23 protein-coding genes are annotated in these 23,030 nt (G+C 43.1%); 10 read left to right on the top strand and 13 right to left on the bottom strand.

The features are described from left to right. Window positions 1-7: 7 nt before the first annotated feature. Both SWOO_RS12510 and egtB read right to left on the bottom strand, forming a co-directional pair. Window positions 8-997 (bottom strand): L-histidine N(alpha)-methyltransferase, encoded by a 990-nt coding sequence (locus SWOO_RS12510; RefSeq protein ID WP_012325064.1) that lies wholly within the window; start codon window positions 995-997, stop codon window positions 8-10. Beyond that, entirely contained in the window at window positions 988-2,271 is a 1,284-nt protein-coding gene (gene egtB, locus SWOO_RS12515) for an ergothioneine biosynthesis protein EgtB (RefSeq protein ID WP_012325065.1), read from the bottom strand. Before egtB ends, SWOO_RS12510 begins: the two co-directional genes overlap by 10 nt. Before the next feature lie 1,080 nt (window positions 2,272-3,351). On the opposite strand from egtB, the gene SWOO_RS12525 reads away from it, so the two are divergent. Next, window positions 3,352-3,606, top strand: coding sequence for a hypothetical protein (locus SWOO_RS12525; protein WP_012325066.1), 255 nt, complete (start codon window positions 3,352-3,354; stop codon window positions 3,604-3,606). Window positions 3,607-3,784: 178 nt separating this feature from the next. Here the strand turns inward: SWOO_RS12525 and SWOO_RS12530 are convergent, their stop codons facing one another. The 4 genes from SWOO_RS12530 to SWOO_RS12545 all read right to left on the bottom strand — a co-directional run bounded on the left by SWOO_RS12530 (window position 3,785) and on the right by SWOO_RS12545 (window position 7,574). Beyond that, window positions 3,785-4,315: a peroxiredoxin-like family protein gene (locus SWOO_RS12530; RefSeq protein WP_012325067.1), complete on the bottom strand. Its 531-nt coding sequence runs from the start codon at window positions 4,313-4,315 to the stop codon at window positions 3,785-3,787. Window positions 4,316-4,397: 82 nt separating this feature from the next. After that, a complete protein-coding gene (locus tag SWOO_RS12535) occupies window positions 4,398-5,561 on the bottom strand; it encodes a questin oxidase family protein (RefSeq protein WP_012325068.1) in 1,164 nt (387 codons plus the stop codon). A gap of 46 nt (window positions 5,562-5,607) precedes the next feature. Then, window positions 5,608-6,576 (bottom strand): glutathione S-transferase family protein, encoded by a 969-nt coding sequence (locus tag SWOO_RS12540; RefSeq protein ID WP_012325069.1) that lies wholly within the window; start codon window positions 6,574-6,576, stop codon window positions 5,608-5,610. Window positions 6,577-6,587: 11 nt separating this feature from the next. Further along, entirely contained in the window at window positions 6,588-7,574 is a 987-nt protein-coding gene (locus tag SWOO_RS12545) for a glutathione S-transferase family protein (RefSeq protein ID WP_012325070.1), read from the bottom strand. Between the two features lie 143 nt (window positions 7,575-7,717). Between SWOO_RS12545 and SWOO_RS12550 the strand changes: the two genes are divergently transcribed. The 3 genes from SWOO_RS12550 (at window position 7,718) to SWOO_RS12560 (ending at window position 9,788) form a co-directional block, all read left to right on the top strand. Further along, window positions 7,718-8,620, top strand: a complete 903-nt coding sequence (locus SWOO_RS12550; RefSeq protein WP_012325071.1) for a LysR family transcriptional regulator — start codon at window positions 7,718-7,720, stop codon at window positions 8,618-8,620. A 132-nt stretch (window positions 8,621-8,752) separates the two neighbouring features. Beyond that, entirely contained in the window at window positions 8,753-9,043 is a 291-nt protein-coding gene (locus SWOO_RS12555) for a putative quinol monooxygenase (RefSeq protein ID WP_012325072.1), read from the top strand. Window positions 9,044-9,131: 88 nt separating this feature from the next. After that, a complete protein-coding gene (locus tag SWOO_RS12560) occupies window positions 9,132-9,788 on the top strand; it encodes an NAD(P)H-dependent oxidoreductase (RefSeq protein WP_012325073.1) in 657 nt (218 codons plus the stop codon). A gap of 87 nt (window positions 9,789-9,875) precedes the next feature. Here the strand turns inward: SWOO_RS12560 and SWOO_RS12565 are convergent, their stop codons facing one another. The 5 genes from SWOO_RS12565 to SWOO_RS12585 all read right to left on the bottom strand — a co-directional run bounded on the left by SWOO_RS12565 (window position 9,876) and on the right by SWOO_RS12585 (window position 13,873). Next, window positions 9,876-10,514, bottom strand: coding sequence for a hypothetical protein (locus SWOO_RS12565; RefSeq protein ID WP_012325074.1), 639 nt, complete (start codon window positions 10,512-10,514; stop codon window positions 9,876-9,878). An 18-nt stretch (window positions 10,515-10,532) separates the two neighbouring features. Then, window positions 10,533-11,132, bottom strand: a complete 600-nt coding sequence (locus SWOO_RS12570) for a DUF2971 domain-containing protein (RefSeq protein WP_012325075.1) — start codon at window positions 11,130-11,132, stop codon at window positions 10,533-10,535. A gap of 45 nt (window positions 11,133-11,177) precedes the next feature. Next, window positions 11,178-12,062 carry a peptidoglycan-binding domain-containing protein gene (locus SWOO_RS12575; protein ID WP_012325076.1) on the bottom strand — a complete coding sequence of 295 codons (885 nt, stop codon included), beginning with the start codon at window positions 12,060-12,062 and terminating at the stop codon, window positions 11,178-11,180. 317 nt (window positions 12,063-12,379) lie between these two features. Further along, entirely contained in the window at window positions 12,380-13,030 is a 651-nt protein-coding gene (locus tag SWOO_RS12580) for a protein disulfide-isomerase (protein WP_012325077.1), read from the bottom strand. Between the two features lie 195 nt (window positions 13,031-13,225). Next, window positions 13,226-13,873, bottom strand: a complete 648-nt coding sequence (locus SWOO_RS12585) for a LysE family translocator (protein ID WP_012325078.1) — start codon at window positions 13,871-13,873, stop codon at window positions 13,226-13,228. Between the two features lie 522 nt (window positions 13,874-14,395). Here SWOO_RS12585 and SWOO_RS12590 point away from each other — a divergent pair. The 4 genes from SWOO_RS12590 (at window position 14,396) to SWOO_RS12605 (ending at window position 19,597) form a co-directional block, all read left to right on the top strand. After that, window positions 14,396-15,631 carry a DUF3103 family protein gene (locus tag SWOO_RS12590; RefSeq protein WP_012325079.1) on the top strand — a complete coding sequence of 412 codons (1,236 nt, stop codon included), beginning with the start codon at window positions 14,396-14,398 and terminating at the stop codon, window positions 15,629-15,631. Between the two features lie 228 nt (window positions 15,632-15,859). After that, entirely contained in the window at window positions 15,860-16,312 is a 453-nt protein-coding gene (gene parS / locus SWOO_RS12595) for a type II RES/Xre toxin-antitoxin system antitoxin (protein ID WP_012325080.1), read from the top strand. Continuing rightward, window positions 16,309-16,779, top strand: a complete 471-nt coding sequence (locus SWOO_RS12600; RefSeq protein WP_012325081.1) for an RES family NAD+ phosphorylase — start codon at window positions 16,309-16,311, stop codon at window positions 16,777-16,779. Before parS ends, SWOO_RS12600 begins: the two co-directional genes overlap by 4 nt. Window positions 16,780-17,146: 367 nt before the next feature. Continuing rightward, window positions 17,147-19,597: a Lon protease family protein gene (locus tag SWOO_RS12605; RefSeq protein ID WP_012325082.1), complete on the top strand. Its 2,451-nt coding sequence runs from the start codon at window positions 17,147-17,149 to the stop codon at window positions 19,595-19,597. Between the two features lie 86 nt (window positions 19,598-19,683). On the opposite strand, the gene SWOO_RS12610 is transcribed toward SWOO_RS12605, so the two are convergent. Beyond that, window positions 19,684-20,604: a manganese-dependent inorganic pyrophosphatase gene (locus SWOO_RS12610; protein WP_012325083.1), complete on the bottom strand. Its 921-nt coding sequence runs from the start codon at window positions 20,602-20,604 to the stop codon at window positions 19,684-19,686. A gap of 191 nt (window positions 20,605-20,795) precedes the next feature. Here SWOO_RS12610 and SWOO_RS12615 point away from each other — a divergent pair, with 191 nt between their 5' ends. Beyond that, entirely contained in the window at window positions 20,796-21,224 is a 429-nt protein-coding gene (locus SWOO_RS12615) for a LexA family protein (RefSeq protein ID WP_012325084.1), read from the top strand. 43 nt (window positions 21,225-21,267) lie between these two features. Next, on the top strand, window positions 21,268-22,521 hold the full coding sequence (locus SWOO_RS12620; RefSeq protein ID WP_012325085.1) for a Y-family DNA polymerase: 1,254 nt from the start codon (window positions 21,268-21,270) through the stop codon (window positions 22,519-22,521). Between the two features lie 52 nt (window positions 22,522-22,573). Here the strand turns inward: SWOO_RS12620 and SWOO_RS12625 are convergent, their stop codons facing one another. After that, window positions 22,574-22,948, bottom strand: coding sequence for a hypothetical protein (locus SWOO_RS12625; protein ID WP_012325086.1), 375 nt, complete (start codon window positions 22,946-22,948; stop codon window positions 22,574-22,576). Between the last annotated feature and the right edge of the window lie 82 nt (window positions 22,949-23,030).

Genomic DNA, 23,030 nt, shown 5'->3' on the forward strand with positions numbered 1-23,030 from the left:
CTTAGGCCTATTTCTTCACCTGCCAGAGTGAATCCATAAAATATTCCTTAGGATCGGTAAAGTGTTCAAGGGGCGTAAAACCACTCTTCTGGCAGATGTACTCAATATCACTCTTTAAAAACTTAAAGGAAAACTCAAGGTGTATTGGCTCAAAAGCTTCAAAATGAAAAGAACGTTTAAGCTCTGAGATATAGACATCCTGCGTTTCAGTGGCCAGCACATAGCTCTCCATGGCCCCTAAAATCGGGCTGTAGACCCCAAAGTGCTGAAACTTTTCAATATCAAAATTGCCACCTAACTCTCTATTGATGCGTGTGAGTAAGTTAAGGTTAAATGCCTTGGTTAGCTCACTTGAGTCGTTATAGGCGGCGGTCAACACGCCGACATCTTTTTTCAGATCGAAACCAAGTAATGCAAAATCACCAGCGTTGAGACTCATCCAAAGCCGTCTTAAAAAACCTTGGTTTTGCACTCGGTCAAAATTGCCTATGTTTGAGCCTAAAAAGAGCACTAGCTGTTTGTTACTCGACTTTTTCCGTACCAGACGTAAACCATCAAAGTATTCTGCAACCACGCCGTGTACGGTCAAATTCGGGTGTGATGCGATATTATCCTGCAACAAGATCATCGCTTGTTCAGAGATATCTATCGGGTAGAAGTTAACTTTACACCCAGCATTGAGAAAGCCATCGAGAATAAGCTTGCTCTTATGACAATCACCCGCCCCCAACTCTATGATGTCAATCTCCTCTTCGCCAATCACCTTAGGGATATCGTTTTTTATCGCATCAAGAATTTCAAACTCTGTACGCGTTGGGTAATAATCGACATGTTGGGTGATCTGCTGAAAAATCTCACTACCGGCATCATCATAAAAATATTTGGCTGAGAGCTTTTTAGGTTTGGCACATAAGCCCGTCAGTACATCAATGGCAAACTGCTCTTTTTGCGCCTCTTCATCGAACAAGCCTTCATCAATTAGCTTTGTTATCTCCATTCAATATCCTTACTCAATCGGATCCCAGAAAACATCCACCTCTGGTGAGGTTGGTAAAAGTTGCGGTAAGTGTGGCGGTAGTGTCCTGGTGGCGTTGCGACACAACCGCCCTTTAACACAAACTGATTACACATAAATTTGCCGTTGTACTCCGCTAGCACACCTTGATAGGGCTTAAAGCCGGGATAAGCTGAATATTGACTACGGGTCCAACACCACACCTGCCCCACATCAGCACTTGTATCGTTAGGATGACAAGCTGTCTTTGTAAGACCGTACTCAGCCGTACTTTGTTGCAGGTAGATCTCAAACTCCTGTTCTGTAGGCAAACGGCACCCCTTCCAACTGGCAAAAGCATCAGCTTCAAAGTAACTGATATGTGTGACAGGGGCGTTAAGGTCTAACGCATGTTTACCATTTAGTGTGAACTCATACCAAACGCCATCTTCCTGTAGCCAGTACAGCGGATGTTTTATCCGGTTTTCAGTGACCCAATCCCAGCCCTGACTTAGCCAATATTTGGCGATACGATAACCTTGAGCTTCAATAAATTCGAGATATTCACCATTAGAGACAGTGTGCTTGGCCATAGCGAAAGGATAGATATAGGTTTTGTGCCGCGGAGATTCATTATCATAAGCAAAGCCACTGCCACTGTGGCCTAACTGATATACTCCCTCATCAAAATCTGTCCAGAGTTCACCCGTTGCAGGAACCGCTTTGAGTAGTTGAGTATCATCGTAGGTCACTGTGATAGGATTCACGCCAAGAATGTACTTAATATCCATATAGAGCAGTTCTTGATGTTGCTGCTCATGGTGCAAACCTATCTCAAGTATCTCAGCGACTTCTGATGCCATTTCAGCATCACTCTCTTTACCTTGCAGGCATTCACTCGATAGAAACAGGCGCATATGATGATCGACGTAACTACGGTACGCCAACACCTCATCCACCGTAGGCCTTGATAGATTACCGCGCTCGCCCTGTATCCAGTGTTCACCCGCCGACTTATAGTAGGAGTTAAACAGCACACGATATTGCTCATTCCAACGTTCATACTCTGGCATAAAACGAACTAGAATGAGTTCTTCAAAAAACCAAGTCGTATGACCTAGATGCCATTTAGGTGGGCTCACCTCTGCGCTGGGTTGTACGGCATGATCTTCTATCGTCAATGGCTGACAAATATCTGTGGTATCGTTGCGAACGCAGAGGTAGCAATCTAACAGCGTAGTGACTTCAGAAAACACCTTTGTTTCAGTTGAAAGCATAATCTTCCTCGGTTTTAGACAGGCTTAATCTAGATCGCACGTATGCTTCTGATTAATAGCCTATTAAAACTACTACTAGCTCAAAGGTTAATCAATAAGAAATAACTAATTAATGCTCAAACGGTTTACTTCACATGCATATGTTTGGATTATTTCTCTAGAGAGGTGACTTGCTGAAATGATTTGTTATCTTTTTGCTATAACAAACTTAACGTTGCCTCTTTTGTCATGAGTATCAGTACAAATGCTTAAAAGTAGCTCATTGGAAAAACCTGAATACACATTCCCAATGTATATTTCTTAGCCCTTTCAATCCATCCTTGCCGACCCTGCTTCAACAATTTCATCTGATGCCCCCTTGAAAAGTTAAGTTCAGGATCATTTACATCATTATTAACATAAACAACTTCAAATCCTGAGTTCTGTAACAAACCTTCCATTTTTGAATCAAAATCAAAGTTATACACCTAGCAAAAGTGCGAAGCTAATTCAAATGACTTTACTCTGTTGTAATACTGGCTACTAATTGACAAGCTACCAGAGATAGAGCAAGAAATATCGAGTAAAGCTATCCAACTGTCGTCACCCATTAAAGTATTTAAACGCTGTATAGAACCTTTAGGATTAGATAAGTAAGATGAAAGTGTAGATTCCCCATATGCCACTAATTTTTTCAAAAGCTAAATAATCAACATCCAATAAATCATGACATAGAAAATCTTCATTACTGCTTTTATTCGGCACACAAAAATCTATGCATACTTGGTTAACGTCGATTCCATCCACATTATTCACCTTGTGCAATAGCAAATGGGATACATTCCCCACCGACTACCCAAGATCTAAAAAAGTCATCTTGAGTTAGATTCACTAGCCACCATCATTTAGTAACTTAAAAAAGTACTTATTATTGAACCATAAAAAAAGTATATACATTTTTTCAACACATCATTAGAATCTGAAAAGTTATATACAGGATGTAACAGGCTTTCGGTTTATATAACTTATTTAACATAACTAATTTAGGCTGTCCCTAAGTAGTTATAAAACCATAGTATTTATTAAAGGAAGAAATAAATCATGAGTAAACTTATCAAGAAAGTAGCAATTGCCACATTAGTAACTACAGGTGCTTTAAGTGCCGCTTTCACTGCCTATGCTGGAAAACAGGATAAATGGATTCTAGAATACGTTTACATGTCAGGCTCAACTGTTGTTGGTGAGCAGGTAATTAATCAATGTACTGGTTCAGTGTTTAATTCTGGTCAAGTGACAAGTAATAAAGTACTAGTCGCTAGCGAGCCCTGTAGTTACGACGATTCAAACAACAGATAGTGGTAACTTTATCAACATAAGCAATCTGTTATTAATGTGATTAGCCTTAATTTAAAGGCTAATCACACTCTGCTTATAAACTTCTTTATACAAAGTTAAGTAGTATGAACAGCTCCAAAAATTATCATACTTATCAACATCGAAATTGGCGTTTAATCTTGATAAGCAAAGTTTTAACCTAGGAATAAGTACCACGGATCGGGTAATTATTTTCAGGATTTCTAATAAATCCAAGTCCAGAAAGCAACGCACCTAACTCAGGACGGACAAATGGCCCATTGGAAATATCTATCACCTGAGCCAGCCCCTTTTCATTGACTACGAATAGACCTGGCTCTGCAAATGGATGATCTGTTTCCTGAGCCGAGCGAGGGTTAGAGATATACAATCCAAGCTGCTGCATCTGAGCAACCGTGAGCCCATAAGCTATCGGATAACTCACATCTAGTTGCTCAATGTGAGTCCTTGCCTGCTCTAGACTATCAGCAGAGACAGCAATAATATCGACACCAAGTTTAAGAAACTCAAGTTTGAGTTTTTCAACTTCATTAAGGTAACGAGTGCACAAGGGACAATGTTTACCGCGATACACTATTACCATCTGCCAATCAGCGCCATTTTGGGGCTTACCTAGGGTTACTTTTCCATCATTTATTGATAGCAACTCAATAGAGGGAAAAGAAGCGCCTGCTATAAGTTTTGTGGTCATTGTTTACTCCTTTATTTTTCTTAAGCCAAAAAAGTTCCAGTTAAAAATGGGGACTCTCTTGGCTCAGGTGTTTTGCTCTGTATTACTCATACTCAGCTAAAACTTGACTAGCGACAATACGATAGATCTCATGATCTTCTAAATTTTGCGCCAGCCACTTACACGAAAATACCATCTTGATCTCATGAACCTCATCAATCTTAACCGCTGTTTTAGCAAGACTGTTCCAGTCTGGTAGCAGATCTGCAGCTGAATAAACGCCAGAGAAGGTAAGCTTAGGTGCGCCTTTCTCCAGATAGAGGCCCGTTAGCCAGATCCAATACCTTTGCCACAACTTTACTGCCAATTTACGATCGCTATTTTGTAACGATAATGTCAGATCCACTAACGCTTGAGCCGAGGTGACGGCGTGCAACGTAGTCAGAGCAGGTTCATAGAGATACAGTGCAGCGGCTGCTTTACAGATCTCTGCTATCTGGCAAGAAAAGTTTGCTTCAGTGATCGAAAAGCCTTGATTAAGAGCCAGCTGATGCACAGTACTAGAGCCACATAGTGTTTCACTAACGGGTAAACTCGCCCCTGAAGTTGACAGCTTGACCTCTCCACTCTCAACTTTAAGGGCGGCTCTGCCCCAGGATGTAAGTAGCGCATCCTGACCATCACTAACATCACTAACATCACTAACATCAATACTCGAGGCTTCATCTGTTTTCATCGAGCCCAGCTCGCCGTAAAGGTCTTGATAGCGAATGGCAAAATAGGCCAATGCATCGGCTATCAGGGCATCATCGCCCTGCATCCTGGCGAAACTTAATTTGATTAAAGGATGAAACAAGCCCATCGGCAGTGAATCAGCCATGATATTAAGTGCGTGATGTATAAATCGCTCAGCGCCTAGATTAGTGAGCCCCTCTAAAAAAACCCGTTTAAATTCAATTAAAAACTCAGCTTTCCCTAAATAATCTGGCCAATTATTCAGGGTAACTGAATCGGTATCTCTTAGCCCCAGATCTTCAATCAAGCTTCTATACCTTGATGCTGGCCAGTGACTTTTAAATCGTTTGATATCAGTATCACTGCCTCCAAGTGCTGCTAAGCTCATGATCGTCATAGGAAAGTGATTCGCCATTCCACTTCGTGTTACCCCTCCTAGATTTGGGTGATAGCGACCATCTTGTCGCATCTCGTGATTAACAAAAGCAGTTAATTCTGCTGATGATTGAATGCTATTATTGATATTTCTCATAACTGCCTCTTTATCTGTTAGCTAGTCTCTAGCTAGGTAAAAGTGTCTAAAATGTCGATGACATCCCCACAGGCACGATACCGTGAGGGTTTCTTAATGGGCTTTTTGAGTGATAGCCTTTACGATACACATCCAGATCTATGGTGTGTGCCACGCCAGGATACTCAACTAGCCTTGTTAGATAACGGGAGAGATTTGGATAATCCCGTATCGCCTTTATATTGCATTTAAATGCGCTGTAATAACCCACATCAAAGCGCACTAGCGTCGGCAACAGTCGCCAATCCGCTTCAGTCACTTGCTCTCCTAAGAGGTATGGACCCTGTGCTAATCGCTGCTCCAATGTCTCTAAAGCCATAAAGACCTTAGTGACAGCTTCATCATAGGCTTGCTGCTCACGAGCAAAACCCGCTTGATAGACGCCATTGTTGAGATTGCTGTAGATAAACTCGTTAAGCTCATCAATCTGCACTGCTAATGGCGCTGGATAGTAATCCTCCTTGTTGTTGGTAATTTGATTAAACGATTGATTAAACATCCGAATAATCTCAGAAGACTCAGTGCTAACAATGCTCTTTTGCTGCTTATCCCACAAAACAGGCACTGTGACCCTGCCTGTATAGTCTGGCGCCGCTAAACTGTAGAGTGAGTGCATATTCTCCAAGTGATACAACTCATCGCTAAAGCGTCCTGAACCATCAAACACCCAGCCTTGATCGCTCCTAAGTGGTTTTACAAGTGAGCAGCTGATCACCTCCTCTAAGCCTTTTATGCTGCGATAGATAAGTGTCCTGTGGGCCCAAGGACAGTTTAAAGCTGCAAACAGGTGGTAACGTCCAGCCTCGGCTTTAAACCCACCAATTCCACTTGGCCCCGCACTGCCATCTTTTGTGATCCAGTTTCGAAATTTGGCGCTGCCACGCTCAAAACGTCCTTGGTTTTCTTGGTATTGCTGCTTCTCAAATGCCTCTACTTGAGGATCGGTAAACCACTTCCCCTCTATTAACTTTCCCATACCTTTCAGCCCTATTTTTCTGAGAGTTTCTCTCTGTGATGTTCTGTGGTGAAATCCACTAACGGCCCTTTTGGCACAATTCGTGTCGGGTTTATCGATTCATGACTTCCGTAGTAATGCGCCTTGATGTAGGGGATATCAACAGTGTTGGCAATACCTGGTTGCTGATAGAGATCCCTCAAATATCCCCACAAATTGGGGTAATCGACAATGCGCTTTTTATTACACTTAAAGTGGCCCACATACACAGGATCGAAGCGAACTAAGGTAGTAAAAAGCCGCCAATCTGCTTCTGTGATCTCATCACCTATCAGGTATCTTTGACTCTCTAGTCTGCTCTCTAAGGTATCTAGCGCAGTGAAGACTTCATCGACCGCATCGTCATAAGCGTGTTGTGTTGTGGCAAATCCCGCTCGATAAACACCATTGTTGATATTGGGATAGATATAATCGTTCATCTGATCTATCTCCCTGATCAGGCTCTCGGGAGCAAAATCTAGCGCAGTTGCACCAACCTCATCAAAGGCCGAATTAAACATACGGATGATCTCCGCCGACTCATTACTGACAATAGTGTGAGTGTGCTTGTCCCATAAAATGGGCACCGTCACTCTACCTGTATAGTTAGGATCCGCCTCTGTATAGAGCTGATGGGCATACTTGGCTCCTAATATCGGATCGGGCACCACGCCTTCACCAGGTTCAAAACTCCAGCCTTCCTCGCCCATAAACGCATTCACAACTGACATGGAGATCATCTTATCCAGCCCCTTCAGTGTGCGGTAGATAATGGTGCGATGAGCCCAAGGACAGGCCAGAGACACATAAAGATGGTAACGATCCGCCTCCGCCTTAAAGCCACCGATACCAGAAGGTCCCGCTGAGCCATCTTTGGTGATCCAGTTTCTAAAACTCGATGCTTTACGTTCAAACTTGCCACCGGTAGATTGAGTGTCATACCAAGTGTCCTGCCATTTACCCTCTACTAATAATCCCATCTTCAACTCCCAGTTAATGTGTTGTTATGCAGATTAACCACTCCCCTATAATGAATAAACAGTAAATATGTGCACAGATTGTTCGCGGTATGAGAACAAACTTGCTAGTCTACTGAGAAACTATAAGTAGGAATGGATGAGCTATGGGTCAGTTAGAAAATATGCAGATCTTTATCAAGGTCGTTGAGACCGGTGGGATCACTAAGGCTGCAGAGCAGCTCAACCTCGCTAAGTCGGCAGTCAGTAAGCGGCTATCAGAGATAGAGAAGCAGCTAAGCGTCAAGCTCATTAACCGTACAACCCGTAAATCTAGCCTCACTGAAGCGGGTAATGCCTACTACCAGAAATGTAAATTGATCTTAGAGGAGGTCGACGATCTTAATTGTCAAATATCCTCTGTTCAACAGAGTTTAAATGGTGCCTTGAAGCTTGCGGTGCCTCTCTCATTTGGTGTCGTACATTTAGTCAAAGCGTTAGAGCTATTTGCAAAGCAGCATCCTAGTTTGCAGATGGATCTCGATTTTTCAGACCGCTATATCGATCTCGTCGAAGAGGGGTTTGATCTTGCCATTCGTATCGGTACCTTAGCTGACTCAAGTATGCACGCTCGCGCCATCGCGCCTATCAGTCACATTTTGTGCGCTAGCCCTGAATATTTAGCGCTCAACGGCAGTCCCTCAACGCCTGAGCAGTTAAAAAGTCACTCACTGCTACGCTACTCACGAATGCCGCTCGCAGGCATCGAGCTTACCGATAAAGACAATAAAAAGTTCACCGTGCCAATGGAGAGTCACTGTATCGCCAACAACGGAGACTTTTTAAAAGCCATGGCGGTTTCAGGTCATGGGATCGCTTTTCTACCTCGCTTTATCGTTTGGCAAGAGCTTGCTAACGGGACACTTGAATCTGTGATGCAAAATTACCAACTAGCTCAAATGAAAGCTTATGCTGTATACCCGCAAAACCGTTACCTGCCCAAGAAGGTACGTATGTTAATTGACTTTTTAAGTGAGCATTTTGGCGAAACCCCTTATTGGGAGAAGTAGCCTTAATTATTATCAATATTTTTTTGATAAAGATTCTTTTATTAGCCTATTTTTAATTAACTACATTAGACCTAAACTCTCTGCATCGACGACAAAGAGTGTGCGCTCTCACCCATTATTGAGGATGAAACAATGGCAAACTTAACCATTCAGGCAAACATCATCGCAAAACCTGGCAAGATTCAACAGGTGAAAACTGCCCTGCTTAAGCTCATTGAACTCACTCGCGCTGAAGCGGGTTGCGTCAATTACGACCTTCATCAAGATAATGAAAACCCTGCTCATTTTATGTTCTATGAAAACTGGACATCAAGAGAGTTATGGCAACAGCATATGAGCAGTGCACATATAGAGACCTATATCGCTGAAACACAAGATTGTGTTGAGCAATTTACTCTCAGTGAGATGACCCAGATAGCTTAAATCAACAGACAATAGTACAACCAATGAAGTATGAAAGAGCTGTCAAAGAGATAGCTCATCATAGAAATGATAAATGAATGGAAAAGTTATGACTCACCCTATTATTAAAGACCTTAACCAGCGCCACACAGCAAAAAAGTACGATGCTTCAAAGCGTATCTCACAGAGCGTTCTTGAGATTATCTATGAGGCGATGCGCCTATCAGCTTCATCTATCAACTCTCAGCCATGGAAGTTTATCGTGATTGAAAGTGTTGAGGCCAAGCAGCGAATGCATGAAACGTTCGCAAATAAATATCAGTTTAATCAACCTCATATTAAAGCGGCCTCTCACATCATACTGTTTGCCCATAACCCGAGTTATACTCGTAATGATTATGCCAATGTGGTCGATAAAGGGATTGAGGATGGACGTACTAAACCACAAGATCGAGAGCAAGCATTTGGCGGTTATGCTTTTGCCGAGCTAAATACTGACGCTAACGGTAACAACGCTGCATGGACAAAATCCCAGACCTACTTAGCACTAGGTAACACCATGCATGTATTGGCTCGTTTGGGCATTGATTCAACCCCAATGGAGGGCGTTGACAGTGAGCTAATTGGTGAGATATTTAAAGCAGAGCTAGATGGCTTTGTGTGTGAAGTCGCCCTCGCAGCTGGCTACCATCACTCAGAGGAGGATTACAATGCTGCACTGCCAAAATCCCGCTTAGCGATGCAAGATGTGCTCACAGTGATCTAACACCTTTATGCTGATTGGGTTACAGCCACATAAAAAATAGCTCCTTAATGGAGCTATTTTTTTGTTAACAGCTGACACTGATTGGTATTAGCTCGCCTGCTTAACCGTCTTGGCCATCACACTGTTATAGACCTTCATTATCTTGTTGATTGAGTCTGAGCCACCAGCTAAAACTGCACCGGTAAAGATAATATCGATAATTAAGAAGAGCGCAGCTTGATATCCCTCAAGATTTGCCTGCTCAACATTAACAATCGTGCCTATAATTCTGATCCCAATAAAGGCGATCATCATTCCCATTCCAAGACCCAACCACTGGGAGATAAACCGTGAACCCGCTCTGTATTCGGCTCTCTCTTTCTCTATCTCCTCAAGACTTGTCGATAAACTCTTGTATTGGGAAGACTCTTCAGCAGCAAGCTTATCTGGCTGTGATTGAAGATATTTCTCCACTGCGAGCATTCTTATCGCAATCTCTCTGTCTAGTTCATCGGCGCCCGCACTTCTCCATGCTGAGAGAAACACTTCAATGGCCCTTTCAACAAAGAGTGATAAGAAGATCAATGTACCTAAGAGTGATGCAGCCTTTTCAACGGGATCTTCTATCTTCAAACTGATAGGCTGAACTTTCCAAGCCACAAACGAGATGACCAGCACCACAAGGACTCCCCATAAACGGCTGTACTTTGTCTCTCTCTTTGCTTCCTTTTTTTCACTGCTCATCATATTCATCCATTATTGTTGTTATATCTCATATTCATCCAACTCACCTGTTTCAATGTCTGTACGCACTAATTGGCGAATGGTAATTCCAGGGCAAAACTTTTTCGCAATAGCAGTGAGTAACTCACTCTGTCTTGATTCGGTATTAATACCAAATACCAACTCCTTTACTTTTACAGCTACAAAGGGCGAACCTTGAGCAAAGACTCGATGTTCTCTCTCATGGGACCACAGTTTCAACTTTTTCGTGAGTATGGCTTTTGCGATATCGCCCCCCTCCTCTTTATCCAGTTTTAGATCGTCCACATAAGTAACAGGTTCAATAGAGACACCTTGATCTAATACTTCCACACCCACAGCAAAACCTTTATGACCCTCGCAGTAATAAGACCACATCAACATATTGACAGCGGTTTCGCTCAAGGAGAGAATTTTAAATTCAGACTTTCGCCCACGGATCCTTGATATCTCCTCTTTAGACAACATCCCTTTGGAATAGATATAACGCCCCTCCATAGGATCGTTAAGAGACTTAAAATCTGCCGCAAACAGACGCTGGTTAATAAATATATCCAGTGCAAATTCTAGGTTTTCAAAACCGCGGTATTTATACAGTCTCATATCGAACTCCTTATCTATTCCCATAAGATAAAGTAAAACGTTGGATTAATTCCACTTATCTCCAAAAATATAGTGTCGATATTGCCATACAGGTGTCAAATTTAGGGTCTGTTCACGGTAGACTTTTAAGAGTTCATTACCAAACGTTGACTTCCCCTTTTCCAACCCCTCCTCATATTGAAAGTGCCACCACTCAGCACCTAACCAGCTTCCACCCTTAAAAAAAGAGCGCCGAGCACGGATCCGCTCAAACCCCTCCTCTTTAAACAGGGATGTCAGATCAACAAACCGACCAGTCACTAACTTTCCTCTCTGTCTAGAATCATAAGTGATCGCTTCTATATCCATCTGCTCCCCCTCCTCGGCTCGGGCATACACACGCCATAACCTATCGCCATCAGAGGAGATGATAAAGGGATCGGTTTTGGTTTTTTTCATTCCGCTGCCGACAAAGAGATCTAACGCTCGACCTGTGTAATGAAAAGAGGTCGCGCTGCGTGATGGATTAACTTCGGCATTAAGCGCGCGTCGAGCACCAGAACTCGTCAACAAGCCCCCCGCTTGCTTCACTTTCTCATAGACGCGAAGGTAAGCCTTTGCAGCATCTTCACGCAGATAAAATCGGTTATAGCCGTCTTGATAAGGATCTGCTGCAACCCGTTGCCAACTCATTAGTCTATCTGATTCTACTGAGGGTTGGTTTTGTTCATCTAGCTGCACCACAGCCGCTTTTTTTAACGCATTCCAAGTGATAGTTCCAACAACACCATCGGCATATAAACCCTGTTGTTCCTGAAATTGTAAAACGGCATCCTCCGTTTTATCTCCAAATTCACCATCAATTGGTCCAGGGCTTAGATGGAGTACTGTGAGTAACTCCTGAAGGCTTTTCACCTCCTCTCCACTGCTCTTGATTCTTAAATTCATCATAAACTTCCTTTTATGTGACAAAAGATCCTGATCATTCATCGAGCGACTCATAGGCAGGTAAACAAATTTAATCGGTAAAAATTCCAACTACCGATATTTTGTAAGGCAGCCCCTGAGATGGTCAATTATTATACTAATAAAGTGTCGTGATCAAGACAGGTAGAATCAGGTTTAGGCTAGGTTCCAGACTTTAGGGATAGTAATATTCATCTAGAACAAGCTCTCACGAGCAATATCAAAAGGCAGTGAATAACAAAAAGCCAGAGTTTTGAACTCTGGCTTTGAAGTGACTTTAAACTAAATATTGACAAGCTAATTTAAAGTGCAGACAGCTCTTTTTTAACCGCTTCAACCACACCTAAAGGCGCGCCTAGATGTTGTGAGTGATCGATAAAGATCCCCTGCTCATCGGCTATCATCAGCAATACCGGAAACGCATTGGTTTCAATCATTGTCTGAATCTCTGCAATATCAGCAAGCACAAATTCAGCATCGCTACTCAGTTCATCCTTAAATACCTTATTCGATGGCGACAACTTAAACTGCTCAACAATATCGTTAAAGTCATGCTTAGAATCTAAAGGATTGCCCTCGACAAAATGAGCCTTCTGTAGTGCATTCAGTACAGGTAGAAGCTTCTTAGGTTGCTTACTCTGCATCCAAGCCATCAAGTTTGCCGTTTTAACTGCATTTTTAGGGCTATTAACATAACGAATATGCTCCCTGCCAAACTTAACACCACTTAGCTTTAATACTGAATCAACTTGCTCCTGACCCGCAGCATCACTGCCATTAAAATGGGCACAATGCAGCAAGTGGAGATTCATATCTGGAAACGCTTCACTTAGCGCATTGACCAAAGGCGTAGTTGCGTAGCTCCAAGGGCAGTGAGAATCATAAATAAAATAAAGGTCTAGGGATGAAGTCTCAGGAGTCACAAACTCCTGGGTAGATAGCTCGGTGGTCATTCGGTTACATCTTGTCAAAAATTAATAGCGAATATTTTAGTTATTTTACGCCTAACATACAAACCCAATTGCACCTTATCCCTACGGGGATCAATATCGAAAGCATGTAAATCGACAGTGGTCAAAACCACCAGCAAAGAACGAATTCATAATAAAAGGGAGCCTTAGAGATGGCTCCCTTACTTTCTCTTCGAGCTAGAGTTTAGCGGTAGCGAGTTTAGCCCCAAAACCTAGAAAAAGACTGCCTGCAGCATAGTTCATCCACTTGGCGGTTTTTGCATTGGTGAGAAATACCTTAAACTGCTCAGCCAGTAAAATAACCACTAGAAACCAAGCAGAAACCACAATGGCCTGGGTTACCCCCAATAACATACTGTCAGCCAACACGGTTTGAGGTGAAACAAATTGCGGGAATATCGACAGATAGAAAAGTACGATTTTAGGGTTAAGCATATTGGTTAGAAAACCCTTAATAAAGTTCCCCATAAGCCCTTCCCTTGCTTGCGACTTACCTGCTGCCTCAGTTTTCATAGTAGGGAGAGTGAGCATTTTGGTTTTCAAACCTGCACGTATATTTGTTATCCCCAGCCACAGCAGATAACCGACTCCAAGCCATTTAAACAAGGTAAAGGCAAAAGTAGATTGGCTCAATAACAAGCTCAAGCCCTGTGCAGAGATAAAAGCATGGACAACAAAGCCAATGCTGACGCCTGCTATATTACTAAATGCCTGCATACGACTTTTAGTCAATGCAGTAAAGAGCACGAGTAAGGCGTTAGGCCCAGGAATAATAGCAATGAGGAAAACGATCCCCGCGAACAATATAATGGTATCTATATTCATAACAGTTCCATTAGAAGTTAGTTAATACCTCTCGATATCAACATCTTCAAAATAACTTATGCAACACCTATCACTCACCAGTTAGATGATAACTGACGTTTCGTCATAGGAATAAACTTGTGTTGTGCAACTAACCTAGCTTAACGATGAAACCATAAGTGTGGACTTATCGAATACAATCCAAAGTAACGTTAGTTCACCTATCAGAGTTAACTGCGCGGAGGGCAGCGATTGGCTCTAATACAAGTGATGCATTGAGTCATGGAGAACCTTAATTTAAGTAGTATGAATATAGGCAGGTTAACTAAGTCTCGCTATCAGAGCAAGCTCGCTCTTGCCCACCTTAGTGATTTACTCCTTTTTCCCTCCTTTAAAACGCAACCGACAGCATATTCACCCTCTTATTGATAATAAATATCATTTACATGCTTTTCTAAGTGTGTTCTTATGAAGTCGGACCAGACAAAAGCAAACATAAAACAGTTCAATACTGTCCATAAAAGATTTTTATAAGGAAATGATATGAAAAACCTTTCTTTAAGCTTGCTAATGTTAACGGTGCCCTTATTCACTGCCACATCTTACTCTGTAAATGCTCAACCGCTTGGCCTAAGTGGCTCATCTGAGCTCCAGCAGATAAACCAAGGCTATAGCGTAGCGGAGGCAAAACGCGAAATAGCCATTGAACTCAGCCGACAATACACGCAAATAGCACCTGTACTTCAGTCCAACATTAACCAATATTCGTTAACCATGGATGCAGATCAAGTGTTTACGCAGAGTAAGATTGACGCCCAAACGTTACATCAGGCAGAGGTTAAGATCCGCACAGCTAAAGGTCTTTCAATCAATACCAAAAGTAATACACCTAGCTCTGGTTATCGAACCAGCGATATCGACAACAACCTTGTACAGTTTCGTCTTGCTGATGTCAGTATGTTAGAGGCTTGGCAACAGGGAGAGTCGCCACTCTTTGCATTCGAGCCCGATGGGGATGATAAACAGTGGGTAAATATTGAAGCCTATGATATCGATGGCAACATTCATCTTCTCGATGTTTACCAGCTGCCTCAAAGGCCCGTTGTTGTGATTGCCCTCGATAAACAATCGGTGATCAGTGAAGGTTTAGCAGTTATGCGCAAGACTTTTGCCGCAGGCACAGGGCCAAGCAAAGCTGAATCATTAACACTTAGGCATCGTCAATCCAAATCATTATCCACCAGCTCAGAGGATCAAGCGATCTCAACCACGGTTCTCAAACGAATAAGCCTTCAGGACGATCAGGAGCCTTGGATCTCAGGTAAGGCTGAAATATACGCGATTGTGACTGGAGTGAATCCTAGCCGTGATGAACCAGTGCTTGATATCATTGAGATGCCCTATCTGGATTATTCAGACACGCAATATTACCCTAATCAGATAATGATACATTGGGAACGCTACCGCTGGGCTGCGGCCGATCTTGTGTTAATGGAGCATGATGACGGCACAAACTACAAGGAGCTAGCCTCAGCGCTTCTGCTTGCTGCAGAGCAGATCTTAAAAGCCATTCCCGATCCTGAAGTACAAGGCTTTGCGATTATAGCTACCATCACCAATGGTATTCTGGCCGCAATGCCCGATGCTTGGTTTACCAATGATGATGACTATGTAGATGTGTACTACACGCTACAAGAGGGGGAAACCTACACCAACCATTCAGGTGCAGGCGGAAATGCCAATGCCCACTTCGCCCCGCTAACGATTCAACCAAGATAGTGGTTTATTAATCTTACCTTTATCTAAGGGCTCACCCTCAATTGAATGAGCCCTTTCGCTATTAACAAAGCCCTTCCCACTAAATTGACTATGTTCTGGTCATTAAGTATCACTTTTTTATCAAATGATATATACTAAATCTATCAAATGATATTTCCGTTAAGCGTTAATTATCTGGATAAGTTTGCCTTTATGTTAATAAGGGCGCTATCAGTGAGGGCTATAGCAATGACAACAATGAATGTGTTTACCCCTACCAGCTCAGCAAAAAAGGTGATGAGTTTCTGGCAATTAGTCGGGGTTCCAGCCCGCGGCGCCAGTTTATACACAGCTTTGCACAATGGGCTTCCTTTTGAAGTTTACGCTAAGCTGGCTAAAGTATCTGGATTGGAAAAGTCTGAACTCGCTAATGCCACAGTTATCGCCAGCGCAACACTGCAGCGTCGGGCTAAAGCGGGAAAATTCAATAAAGATGAGAGCGATCGTCTATACCGATTTGCTGAAGTTTATAAATCCGCTTTGGATCTATTTGAAGGCAATAATCATGATGCCTCCAACTGGCTTAAAAGTCCGGTACGTGGTCTCGGTAACAAACGTCCTATTGAGATGCTGTCTACCTCTGCAGAAACTGAAGCGGTATTAAACCTAATAGGCCGATTAGAACACGGTGTATTTGCGTGATAACCGGCTACCGGATCGTTAAAAAAAAATGGGCAAGCAATGCCTTTGACGGTGAAGGAGCTAGGCTTTATGGCGGACGCTGGAATAGCCGCGGCCAATCCTGTGTGTACCTAGCAGGCTCTGAATCTCTGGCGATTCTGGAAGTATTAGTCCACCTGGAAAATGCCCAACAAATAAATCAATATGCTCTGTTTTCTGTCACCTTAAGCGAGGAGGATATCCTCTTACTCGAAACTCAGGCTCTACCGGAGAACTGGCAGGAAGACCCTGCACCATCTGAAACCGCAGAACTAGGAGATGAGTGGCTTTGTAGCCAAAGCAGTCTCGCGCTCTGTGTCCCTTCCAGTATCGTAGCGAGAGAGAATAACTATCTGCTAAATATCAACCACCCTCACTTCCATCAGTTATTAAGCAGTATGGTTGAACTAGAGTTCTCTATGGACAGCCGATTACTCTCTAGAATGTAACGATAGATTAAGCAGTAAGAGCTTCTCTCTTTAAAATGAGTGTCGAGTCATTATCAATCACTCCGACTCTTATAGCTCACGTTAATAGATACAGACATTATTCCTATTACGGTTTTTAGCTTCATAAAGCGCTGTATCGGCTTCATGGATCAAATTACTCAGCACTTCTGAAAAAACAGCCCTCTAAACAATCAAAACCAGACTCAAAACTCTCTATATTTTCATTTTTACCTCATCTACTGTTTATAAAGTAAGCAATCACACTCTAAATGTGAATAAATTGGTTAACAATTGAAATAAACTACTGAAATTTAAAATCTTCATGCCTACACTGAAAACATCAAGAGTCATATACGAGGTTCTCCCTATGTCTAAACTCCCGATTAGTTCTCCTCTTAGCAGTGACCAGCTTTACCGTCAATCCACTCTCAATAACCTTGCGCCTGAATGTAAGTCAACAAAACACCTAACGCCACTCGATGAAATTGTGGGTCAAGAGCGTGCCCAGCAGGCTGTTGAGTTTGCCATGTCAATGAAAGACAAGGGCTACAACATCTATGCAATTGGCCGTAATGGCTTAGGGAAGCGCACTATGGTAATGCGCTATCTCAATCGTCATGAGCCGAATGGTCATGGCCATACGCTTTACGATTGGTGCTATGTCAATAACTTCGATGAAGCGCGTACGCCCAAAGTGCTTAAAGTGCCCGCAGGTATGGGCACTAGTTTAAAGAAAGATGTAGAAAAGCTTATGGTGCGTCTGGTTAAAGCCTTGCCTCTAGCCTTTGACAATGAAATGTACTACTCACGAGCCGAGAAACTTAAAAGTCTATTGGCCGGAAAACAGGAAGCGGCACTACAAGGACTCACTACTGAAGCTAAAGAATCTAATGTGAGTTTAACCATCACTCCTCAGGGCAGTTATGAACTTGTGGCGATGAATGGCGAAGAGCCCTATACCGAAGAGAGTTTTGCTGCGCTCACCCCCAAGGAGCAAAATCAGCTTGAGACTAATATCACTGAACTTGAGTCAAAGCTTAGAGTGATTGTCAGACAGTTCACTGTTTGGGAGGAGGAGTACACAGATAAGCAGCAAAAGCAGGATGAAGTTGTTGCTCAAGATGTGTTATCACACTTAACCGACGAGCTAAAAGAGAAATATAGCGACCAAGCGTCAATCAAAAGCTACCTTGCCAATATGCACACGGATATCTTAGATAACTTAGATCTCTTTCTGGAGGACAACGAAGAGCAACTAGCCCTCTCCTACGCCTCCTTAGCTAAGAAGATGCCCCGCCGCTATCAGATCAATGTATTGATCCATCAAGATGAAGGCAAGATGCCGATCGTCATCGAAGAGACGCCTAACTACCACAGCATCTTTGGTTATATAGAGAATGCGACCTTTAAGGGCACCATATTTTCTGACTTCTCACTGATCCGTCCTGGCAGCCTGCATAAGGCCAATGGCGGTGTCTTAATGATAGATGCGGCTAAGGTACTGGAGCAGCCCTATGTATGGGATGGCCTAAAACGTGCGCTGCGCTCACGCAAGCTAAGCCTTAGTTCTCTAGAGCGTGAAGTGACACTCTCTGGCACTATCTCTCTCGATCCTGAAGCAATCCCCTTAGACGTGAAGATAATCCTATTTGGGGATTATCAGACCTATCAACTACTGCAACACTATGATCCTGAGTTCGGAGAGCTCTTTAGGGTTACTGCAGACTTTGAGGACGAGATGCCAAGAACCGATAAATCTGAAGCTCAATATGCCCAGTTTATCTCCAGTATCGTTCACGATAATAAGATGCTGCACTGCGACAGAAATGCCATAAAGCGGATTATCGAGTTTAGTTCACGCCAAGCTGATCACCAAAATAAGTTGTCTCTCCACTCGGCTGACATTGCAAACTTGCTGCGGGAGTCTAACTACTGCGCCCGTGCAGCCAATGCCAATATGATCCGAGTCGGTCATGTTGAACAGGCACTACATAATCATGAGCTTAGGGTTTGTCGCCTCAAAGACAACGTCATGCAGAGCTTTGTTAACGGAACAACGCTGATAAGTACCCAAGATAATGTGGTAGGACAGGTCAATGCTCTCTCGGTGATCAGCACATCCAATCATCAATTTGGTGCACCTAACCGCATTACAGCAACCACAGCATTTGGCGAAGGCAAAGTATTTGATATTGAACGCAAGGTCGATTTAGGTGGCAGCATACACTCAAAAGGAGTGATGATCCTCTCAGCGTATCTGGCATCAATTCTGGGGAAAACAGCAAAGATCCCACTCACAACCCATATCACTTTTGAGCAGTCCTATGGTGGCGTAGATGGCGATAGCGCTAGTATGGCAGAGCTTTGTGCCATTATCTCCGCTTTCTCTGAACTGCCTATTAGGCAAGATATCGCCATTACAGGCTCAATGAATCAGTTTGGTGAAGCTCAGCCTATTGGTGGTGTAAACGAGAAGATAGAGGGTTTCTTCGATGTCTGTGTGATTAAGGGGCGCACTTCCACTCAAGGAGTGATCATTCCGCAATCAAATGTGCAGAACCTGATGTTACGCAGTGATATTGTCGATGCGGTCAAGAAGGGACAATTTAATATCTGGGCCATTGAGCATGTTACCCAAGCTATTGAGATCTTAACAGGATATAGCGCAGGTCTCGCCAATTTACATAGCGGCGTCAATGGCACTACGACTATGGGTCAGCTTGAGCACCCCAGCGATTCCATTTTTGGACTGGCCCAATCTCGCTTAAACCTACTTAGGCTTGATAAGCCTTCACAGCCTGAAGAGTGTAAACATTAGAGGGTTAATTGCAAAAAGTATAAGATCAAAAAAGCCGAAACAGTGATGTTTCGGCTTTTCATTCATTAACTAAGCAGGTTTATGCTTTAAGCTAATGCTTCCTGCAATTGAGGAACGATCTGCTTCTTACGGCTTAATACACCGTCGAGCCAAACTCTGTCATTCTCACATGCTTTACCGTAAGCGCGTTCGATTAAGTTTGAATCATCACTCACCACAAGTAGTTCAGAGCCCTCTTTCATGATATCGGTCAGCAATAAAATCACGCTGTGACGCTCACCTTCTGCTTTCAATGCCGCAATATCGGCTTCAAGCTCAGCTTTAATATCGTCAAACACAGATAGGTCAATGACTTCAAGTTGGCCAATACCGATCTTATTGCCGTTCATATTGAAGTCTTTAAAATCACGCATAACCAGATCACGTGCTGGTGTACCTTCAACGGCAGATTTCACCTTGAACATCTCCATGCCAACAGCTTTGAAATCTTCAATTCCAGCTATCTCAGCCAGTGCTTCAACACACTTAATATCAGCAGTTGTGCAGGTTGGAGATTTGAAGATAACCGTATCGCTTAAGATGGCACACATCATGATACCAGCGATATCTTGTGGGATCTCTACATTGTGGAAATCATACATCATCTTAATAATGGTATTACTGCAACCTACAGGACGGATCCAGCACTCGAGCGGTGTGGATGTAGTCAGGTCGCCTAATTTATGATGGTCGACAATACCAACAATCGTTGCTTCAGCAATATCGTCCGGAGCCTGAGTTAGCTCAGAGTGATCGACGATATAAACCTCTTCACCAGCATAGCTTGTTTTAAACTCTGGTGCTTCAAAACCAAACTTCTCTAAAATAAACGCTGTTTCAGGTGACAACTCACCTAAACGAGCCGCGATCGCAGCTTCACCGATCTGATTTTTCAGGTAAGCAAGTGCAATTGCACCACAAATTGAATCTGAATCTGGGATCTTATGGCCCACAACATAAACTGACATTGATAACTCTCCTATTATTCAGCTTTATTCTACCAAATTCATTTGGTTTGAAAACGATTAACTGTAAAGAACTGCGCAATGTCGCATCTTACCGCTTGATTAATCCCTAATTCCTGAAAAAGATTGCCAGTGTAAAGATTACTGCTAAACTAATACTGTATAAAAACACAGTTCACGGTAAATTATCACCTATGAAACTTATCACCATCTCTGCCAGCGCAGGTATTACAGGTTTCGAAAGCCCAGCAGCAGACTATAAACAACTTGAATTAAGTTTAGATGAATTGCTAGTTGAGCACCCTAGCGCCACCTTTCTCGCTCGGGCTAACGGAAGCTCAATGCAAGGTGTTGGAATATTTGATGGAGATATTCTGATTGTTGACAGGCATGTCACCGTCACCAACCAGGACATCATTGTTGCAAACTATAATGGCTCTTTTGTCTGCAAAATAATTGATACCAAAAGAAAGTTACTACTCTCAGCTAACGAAGAACATCAAGTTGTCACCATACATGAATATGATCAGTTTTCTGTAGAGGGAGTTGTGATCCGCTCAATACGCTGTCACAGAGCAAGTCCACTGTTTACTGGTGGAGGCTCTAACCGATGCCACTTATGATGAATTTTTTTAACCCCGCCCATATACTGAAACAGAGATAACCATGTTTGCACTCGTCGATGCCAACTCCTTTTATTGCAGTGCTGAGCAAGTTTTCAGGCCAGAGTGGAGAGGACGTCCCATTATTGTGCTTTCCAATAATGACGGTTGCATCGTTGCAGCTAATCGTCAAGCCGTTGAGTCCGGGATCCCCAAGTTTGAACCTTACTTTAAGATAAAAGCTCAATGTGAACGCTTAGGGGTTATTGCACTGAGCTCAAACTACGAGCTCTATGGCTCCCTCTCGGTCAGGTTAATGGAGGTGATTGGACGATTTGCTCCAGAGCAACATATCTACAGCATAGATGAGTCCTTTCTCTCTTTTGAGCGTAGCTACCCCGCTATTCCCTGTTTAATAGAACATGGACATAAGATCAGACGCGCAGTTTGGAAGGAGACTCGCTTGCCTGTTAGCGTTGGGATTGGCTCCACCTTAACCTTGGCAAAAGCCGCTAATCATGCTGCTAAAAAACAGGAGGGATACCAAGGTGTCTGCGTAATGGATAACCCATTCCAACAAAAAGAGATCCTACTTAAGATGCTCCCTTCAGATGTATGGGGGATCGGACGACGTCTGGCTAAACAGCTTGATATGATGGGAGTAAAAAATGCCTATGAGCTATCACAGATGGCACCTAGCCTAGTGAAAAAGCAGTTTAATACAGAGGTTGAGCGTACCGTTCGCGAGCTTAACGGGGAGATCTGTAAAGGTTGGGATCAAGTCAGAGCTGATAAACAGCAGATCTTCTCCACTCGAAGTGTAGGAAACAGGATCACCGATCTTAACGCTTTGCAGCAAGCCCTAAGCACACATATTGGCATCGCCACCAGCAATGCAAGAGCCCAAGGCTCTTTGTGCTCAGTATTACTCGTTTTTGCCTCCAGCTCCCCTTTTGACTCTAAACCATCAAGCTTTAAACACACACAGCGTTTCGCCTATCCCACCAATGACACAGGGGAACTCACACGAGTAGCCAACCAAGTGGCTGCAGAAAAGTTTCGCTCAGGTGTACGCTACTATAAAATTGGCGTGGGTTTAATCGACCTCGTCAATGAGAAGCATCTGCAGCAAGACCTCTTTGCACCAACTGTCGATCCCGCTTTAATGAAAGTCTATGACAGCCTAAACCTAAAATATGGCCCAGACTCTCTCTTTATGGCCGCACAAGGAAGCTCTCCTACATGGGGCATGAAACGGCAATATCTGACTCCCCAATACACCACATGCTGGAACGATCTGCCTAAAGTTCAATGTTAGTTAAAAGCTCAGTGCTAAACCGACTCTTTCTTATGCCCATGGTCGAAATAGATTACTTTTTGCGGCTACCTGGCAGTGCTTTTGGCATGGCATTACAGCAATGAGGATCATGTTCATCGTTATCTTTGATGTTTTGATCGACAAATTTGTAATACCCCTCTTTAATTTTGGTCCATAATCCCTGTGAAGTATCCGCGCCATGGGCTTGCAACAAGGCCTCTATACCATCGAGATCGCAATGCGTCGCATCGTAGGCCATATTAATCGTCGCCGTTGATGCATCAAAAGAGACACTCTCAACCCCTACTAGAGTATCGATCTCTAAGATAATCGCCTCTCTGTTATCTTCTGTCACCCCCTCCAACTTGAGGTTTCGTCTTACTAAATTTATCTCTTTAACGCCGGGCCTATGGTCTAAATCATTCATATATCGTCCTTAAGCGAGAACTGCTAATAACGGTTCGAATACTTAACCCTTACTCTAATTAACCTTGACTGGGTATAGTCAT

The organism is Shewanella woodyi ATCC 51908, from assembly GCF_000019525.1.
Lineage (GTDB): Bacteria > Pseudomonadota > Gammaproteobacteria > Enterobacterales > Shewanellaceae > Shewanella > Shewanella woodyi.

Excerpts from the sequence above, each read along its gene's own strand:
- SWOO_RS12575 (WP_012325076.1), bottom strand. The coding sequence starts at position 12,062 with ATGATGAATTTAAGAATCAAGAGCAGTGGAGAGGAGGTGAAAAGCCTT.
- SWOO_RS12555 (WP_012325072.1), top strand. The coding sequence starts at position 8,753 with ATGGCAAACTTAACCATTCAGGCAAACATCATCGCAAAACCTGGCAAG.
- SWOO_RS12610 (WP_012325083.1), bottom strand. The coding sequence starts at position 20,604 with ATGTCAGTTTATGTTGTGGGCCATAAGATCCCAGATTCAGATTCAATT.
- SWOO_RS12550 (WP_012325071.1), top strand. The coding sequence starts at position 7,718 with ATGGGTCAGTTAGAAAATATGCAGATCTTTATCAAGGTCGTTGAGACC.
- parS (WP_012325080.1), top strand. The coding sequence starts at position 15,860 with ATGACAACAATGAATGTGTTTACCCCTACCAGCTCAGCAAAAAAGGTG.
- SWOO_RS12615 (WP_012325084.1), top strand. The coding sequence starts at position 20,796 with ATGAAACTTATCACCATCTCTGCCAGCGCAGGTATTACAGGTTTCGAA.
- SWOO_RS12535 (WP_012325068.1), bottom strand. The coding sequence starts at position 5,561 with ATGAGAAATATCAATAATAGCATTCAATCATCAGCAGAATTAACTGCT.
- SWOO_RS12565 (WP_012325074.1), bottom strand. The coding sequence starts at position 10,514 with ATGATGAGCAGTGAAAAAAAGGAAGCAAAGAGAGAGACAAAGTACAGC.
- SWOO_RS12580 (WP_012325077.1), bottom strand. The coding sequence starts at position 13,030 with ATGACCACCGAGCTATCTACCCAGGAGTTTGTGACTCCTGAGACTTCA.
- SWOO_RS12585 (WP_012325078.1), bottom strand. The coding sequence starts at position 13,873 with ATGAATATAGATACCATTATATTGTTCGCGGGGATCGTTTTCCTCATT.
- SWOO_RS12510 (WP_012325064.1), bottom strand. The coding sequence starts at position 997 with ATGGAGATAACAAAGCTAATTGATGAAGGCTTGTTCGATGAAGAGGCG.
- SWOO_RS12540 (WP_012325069.1), bottom strand. The coding sequence starts at position 6,576 with ATGGGAAAGTTAATAGAGGGGAAGTGGTTTACCGATCCTCAAGTAGAG.
- SWOO_RS12525 (WP_012325066.1), top strand. The coding sequence starts at position 3,352 with ATGAGTAAACTTATCAAGAAAGTAGCAATTGCCACATTAGTAACTACA.
- SWOO_RS12570 (WP_012325075.1), bottom strand. The coding sequence starts at position 11,132 with ATGAGACTGTATAAATACCGCGGTTTTGAAAACCTAGAATTTGCACTG.
- SWOO_RS12530 (WP_012325067.1), bottom strand. The coding sequence starts at position 4,315 with ATGACCACAAAACTTATAGCAGGCGCTTCTTTTCCCTCTATTGAGTTG.
- SWOO_RS12620 (WP_012325085.1), top strand. The coding sequence starts at position 21,268 with ATGTTTGCACTCGTCGATGCCAACTCCTTTTATTGCAGTGCTGAGCAA.
- SWOO_RS12590 (WP_012325079.1), top strand. The coding sequence starts at position 14,396 with ATGAAAAACCTTTCTTTAAGCTTGCTAATGTTAACGGTGCCCTTATTC.
- SWOO_RS12625 (WP_012325086.1), bottom strand. The coding sequence starts at position 22,948 with ATGAATGATTTAGACCATAGGCCCGGCGTTAAAGAGATAAATTTAGTA.
- SWOO_RS12605 (WP_012325082.1), top strand. The coding sequence starts at position 17,147 with ATGTCTAAACTCCCGATTAGTTCTCCTCTTAGCAGTGACCAGCTTTAC.
- SWOO_RS12560 (WP_012325073.1), top strand. The coding sequence starts at position 9,132 with ATGACTCACCCTATTATTAAAGACCTTAACCAGCGCCACACAGCAAAA.
- egtB (WP_012325065.1), bottom strand. The coding sequence starts at position 2,271 with ATGCTTTCAACTGAAACAAAGGTGTTTTCTGAAGTCACTACGCTGTTA.
- SWOO_RS12545 (WP_012325070.1), bottom strand. The coding sequence starts at position 7,574 with ATGGGATTATTAGTAGAGGGTAAATGGCAGGACACTTGGTATGACACT.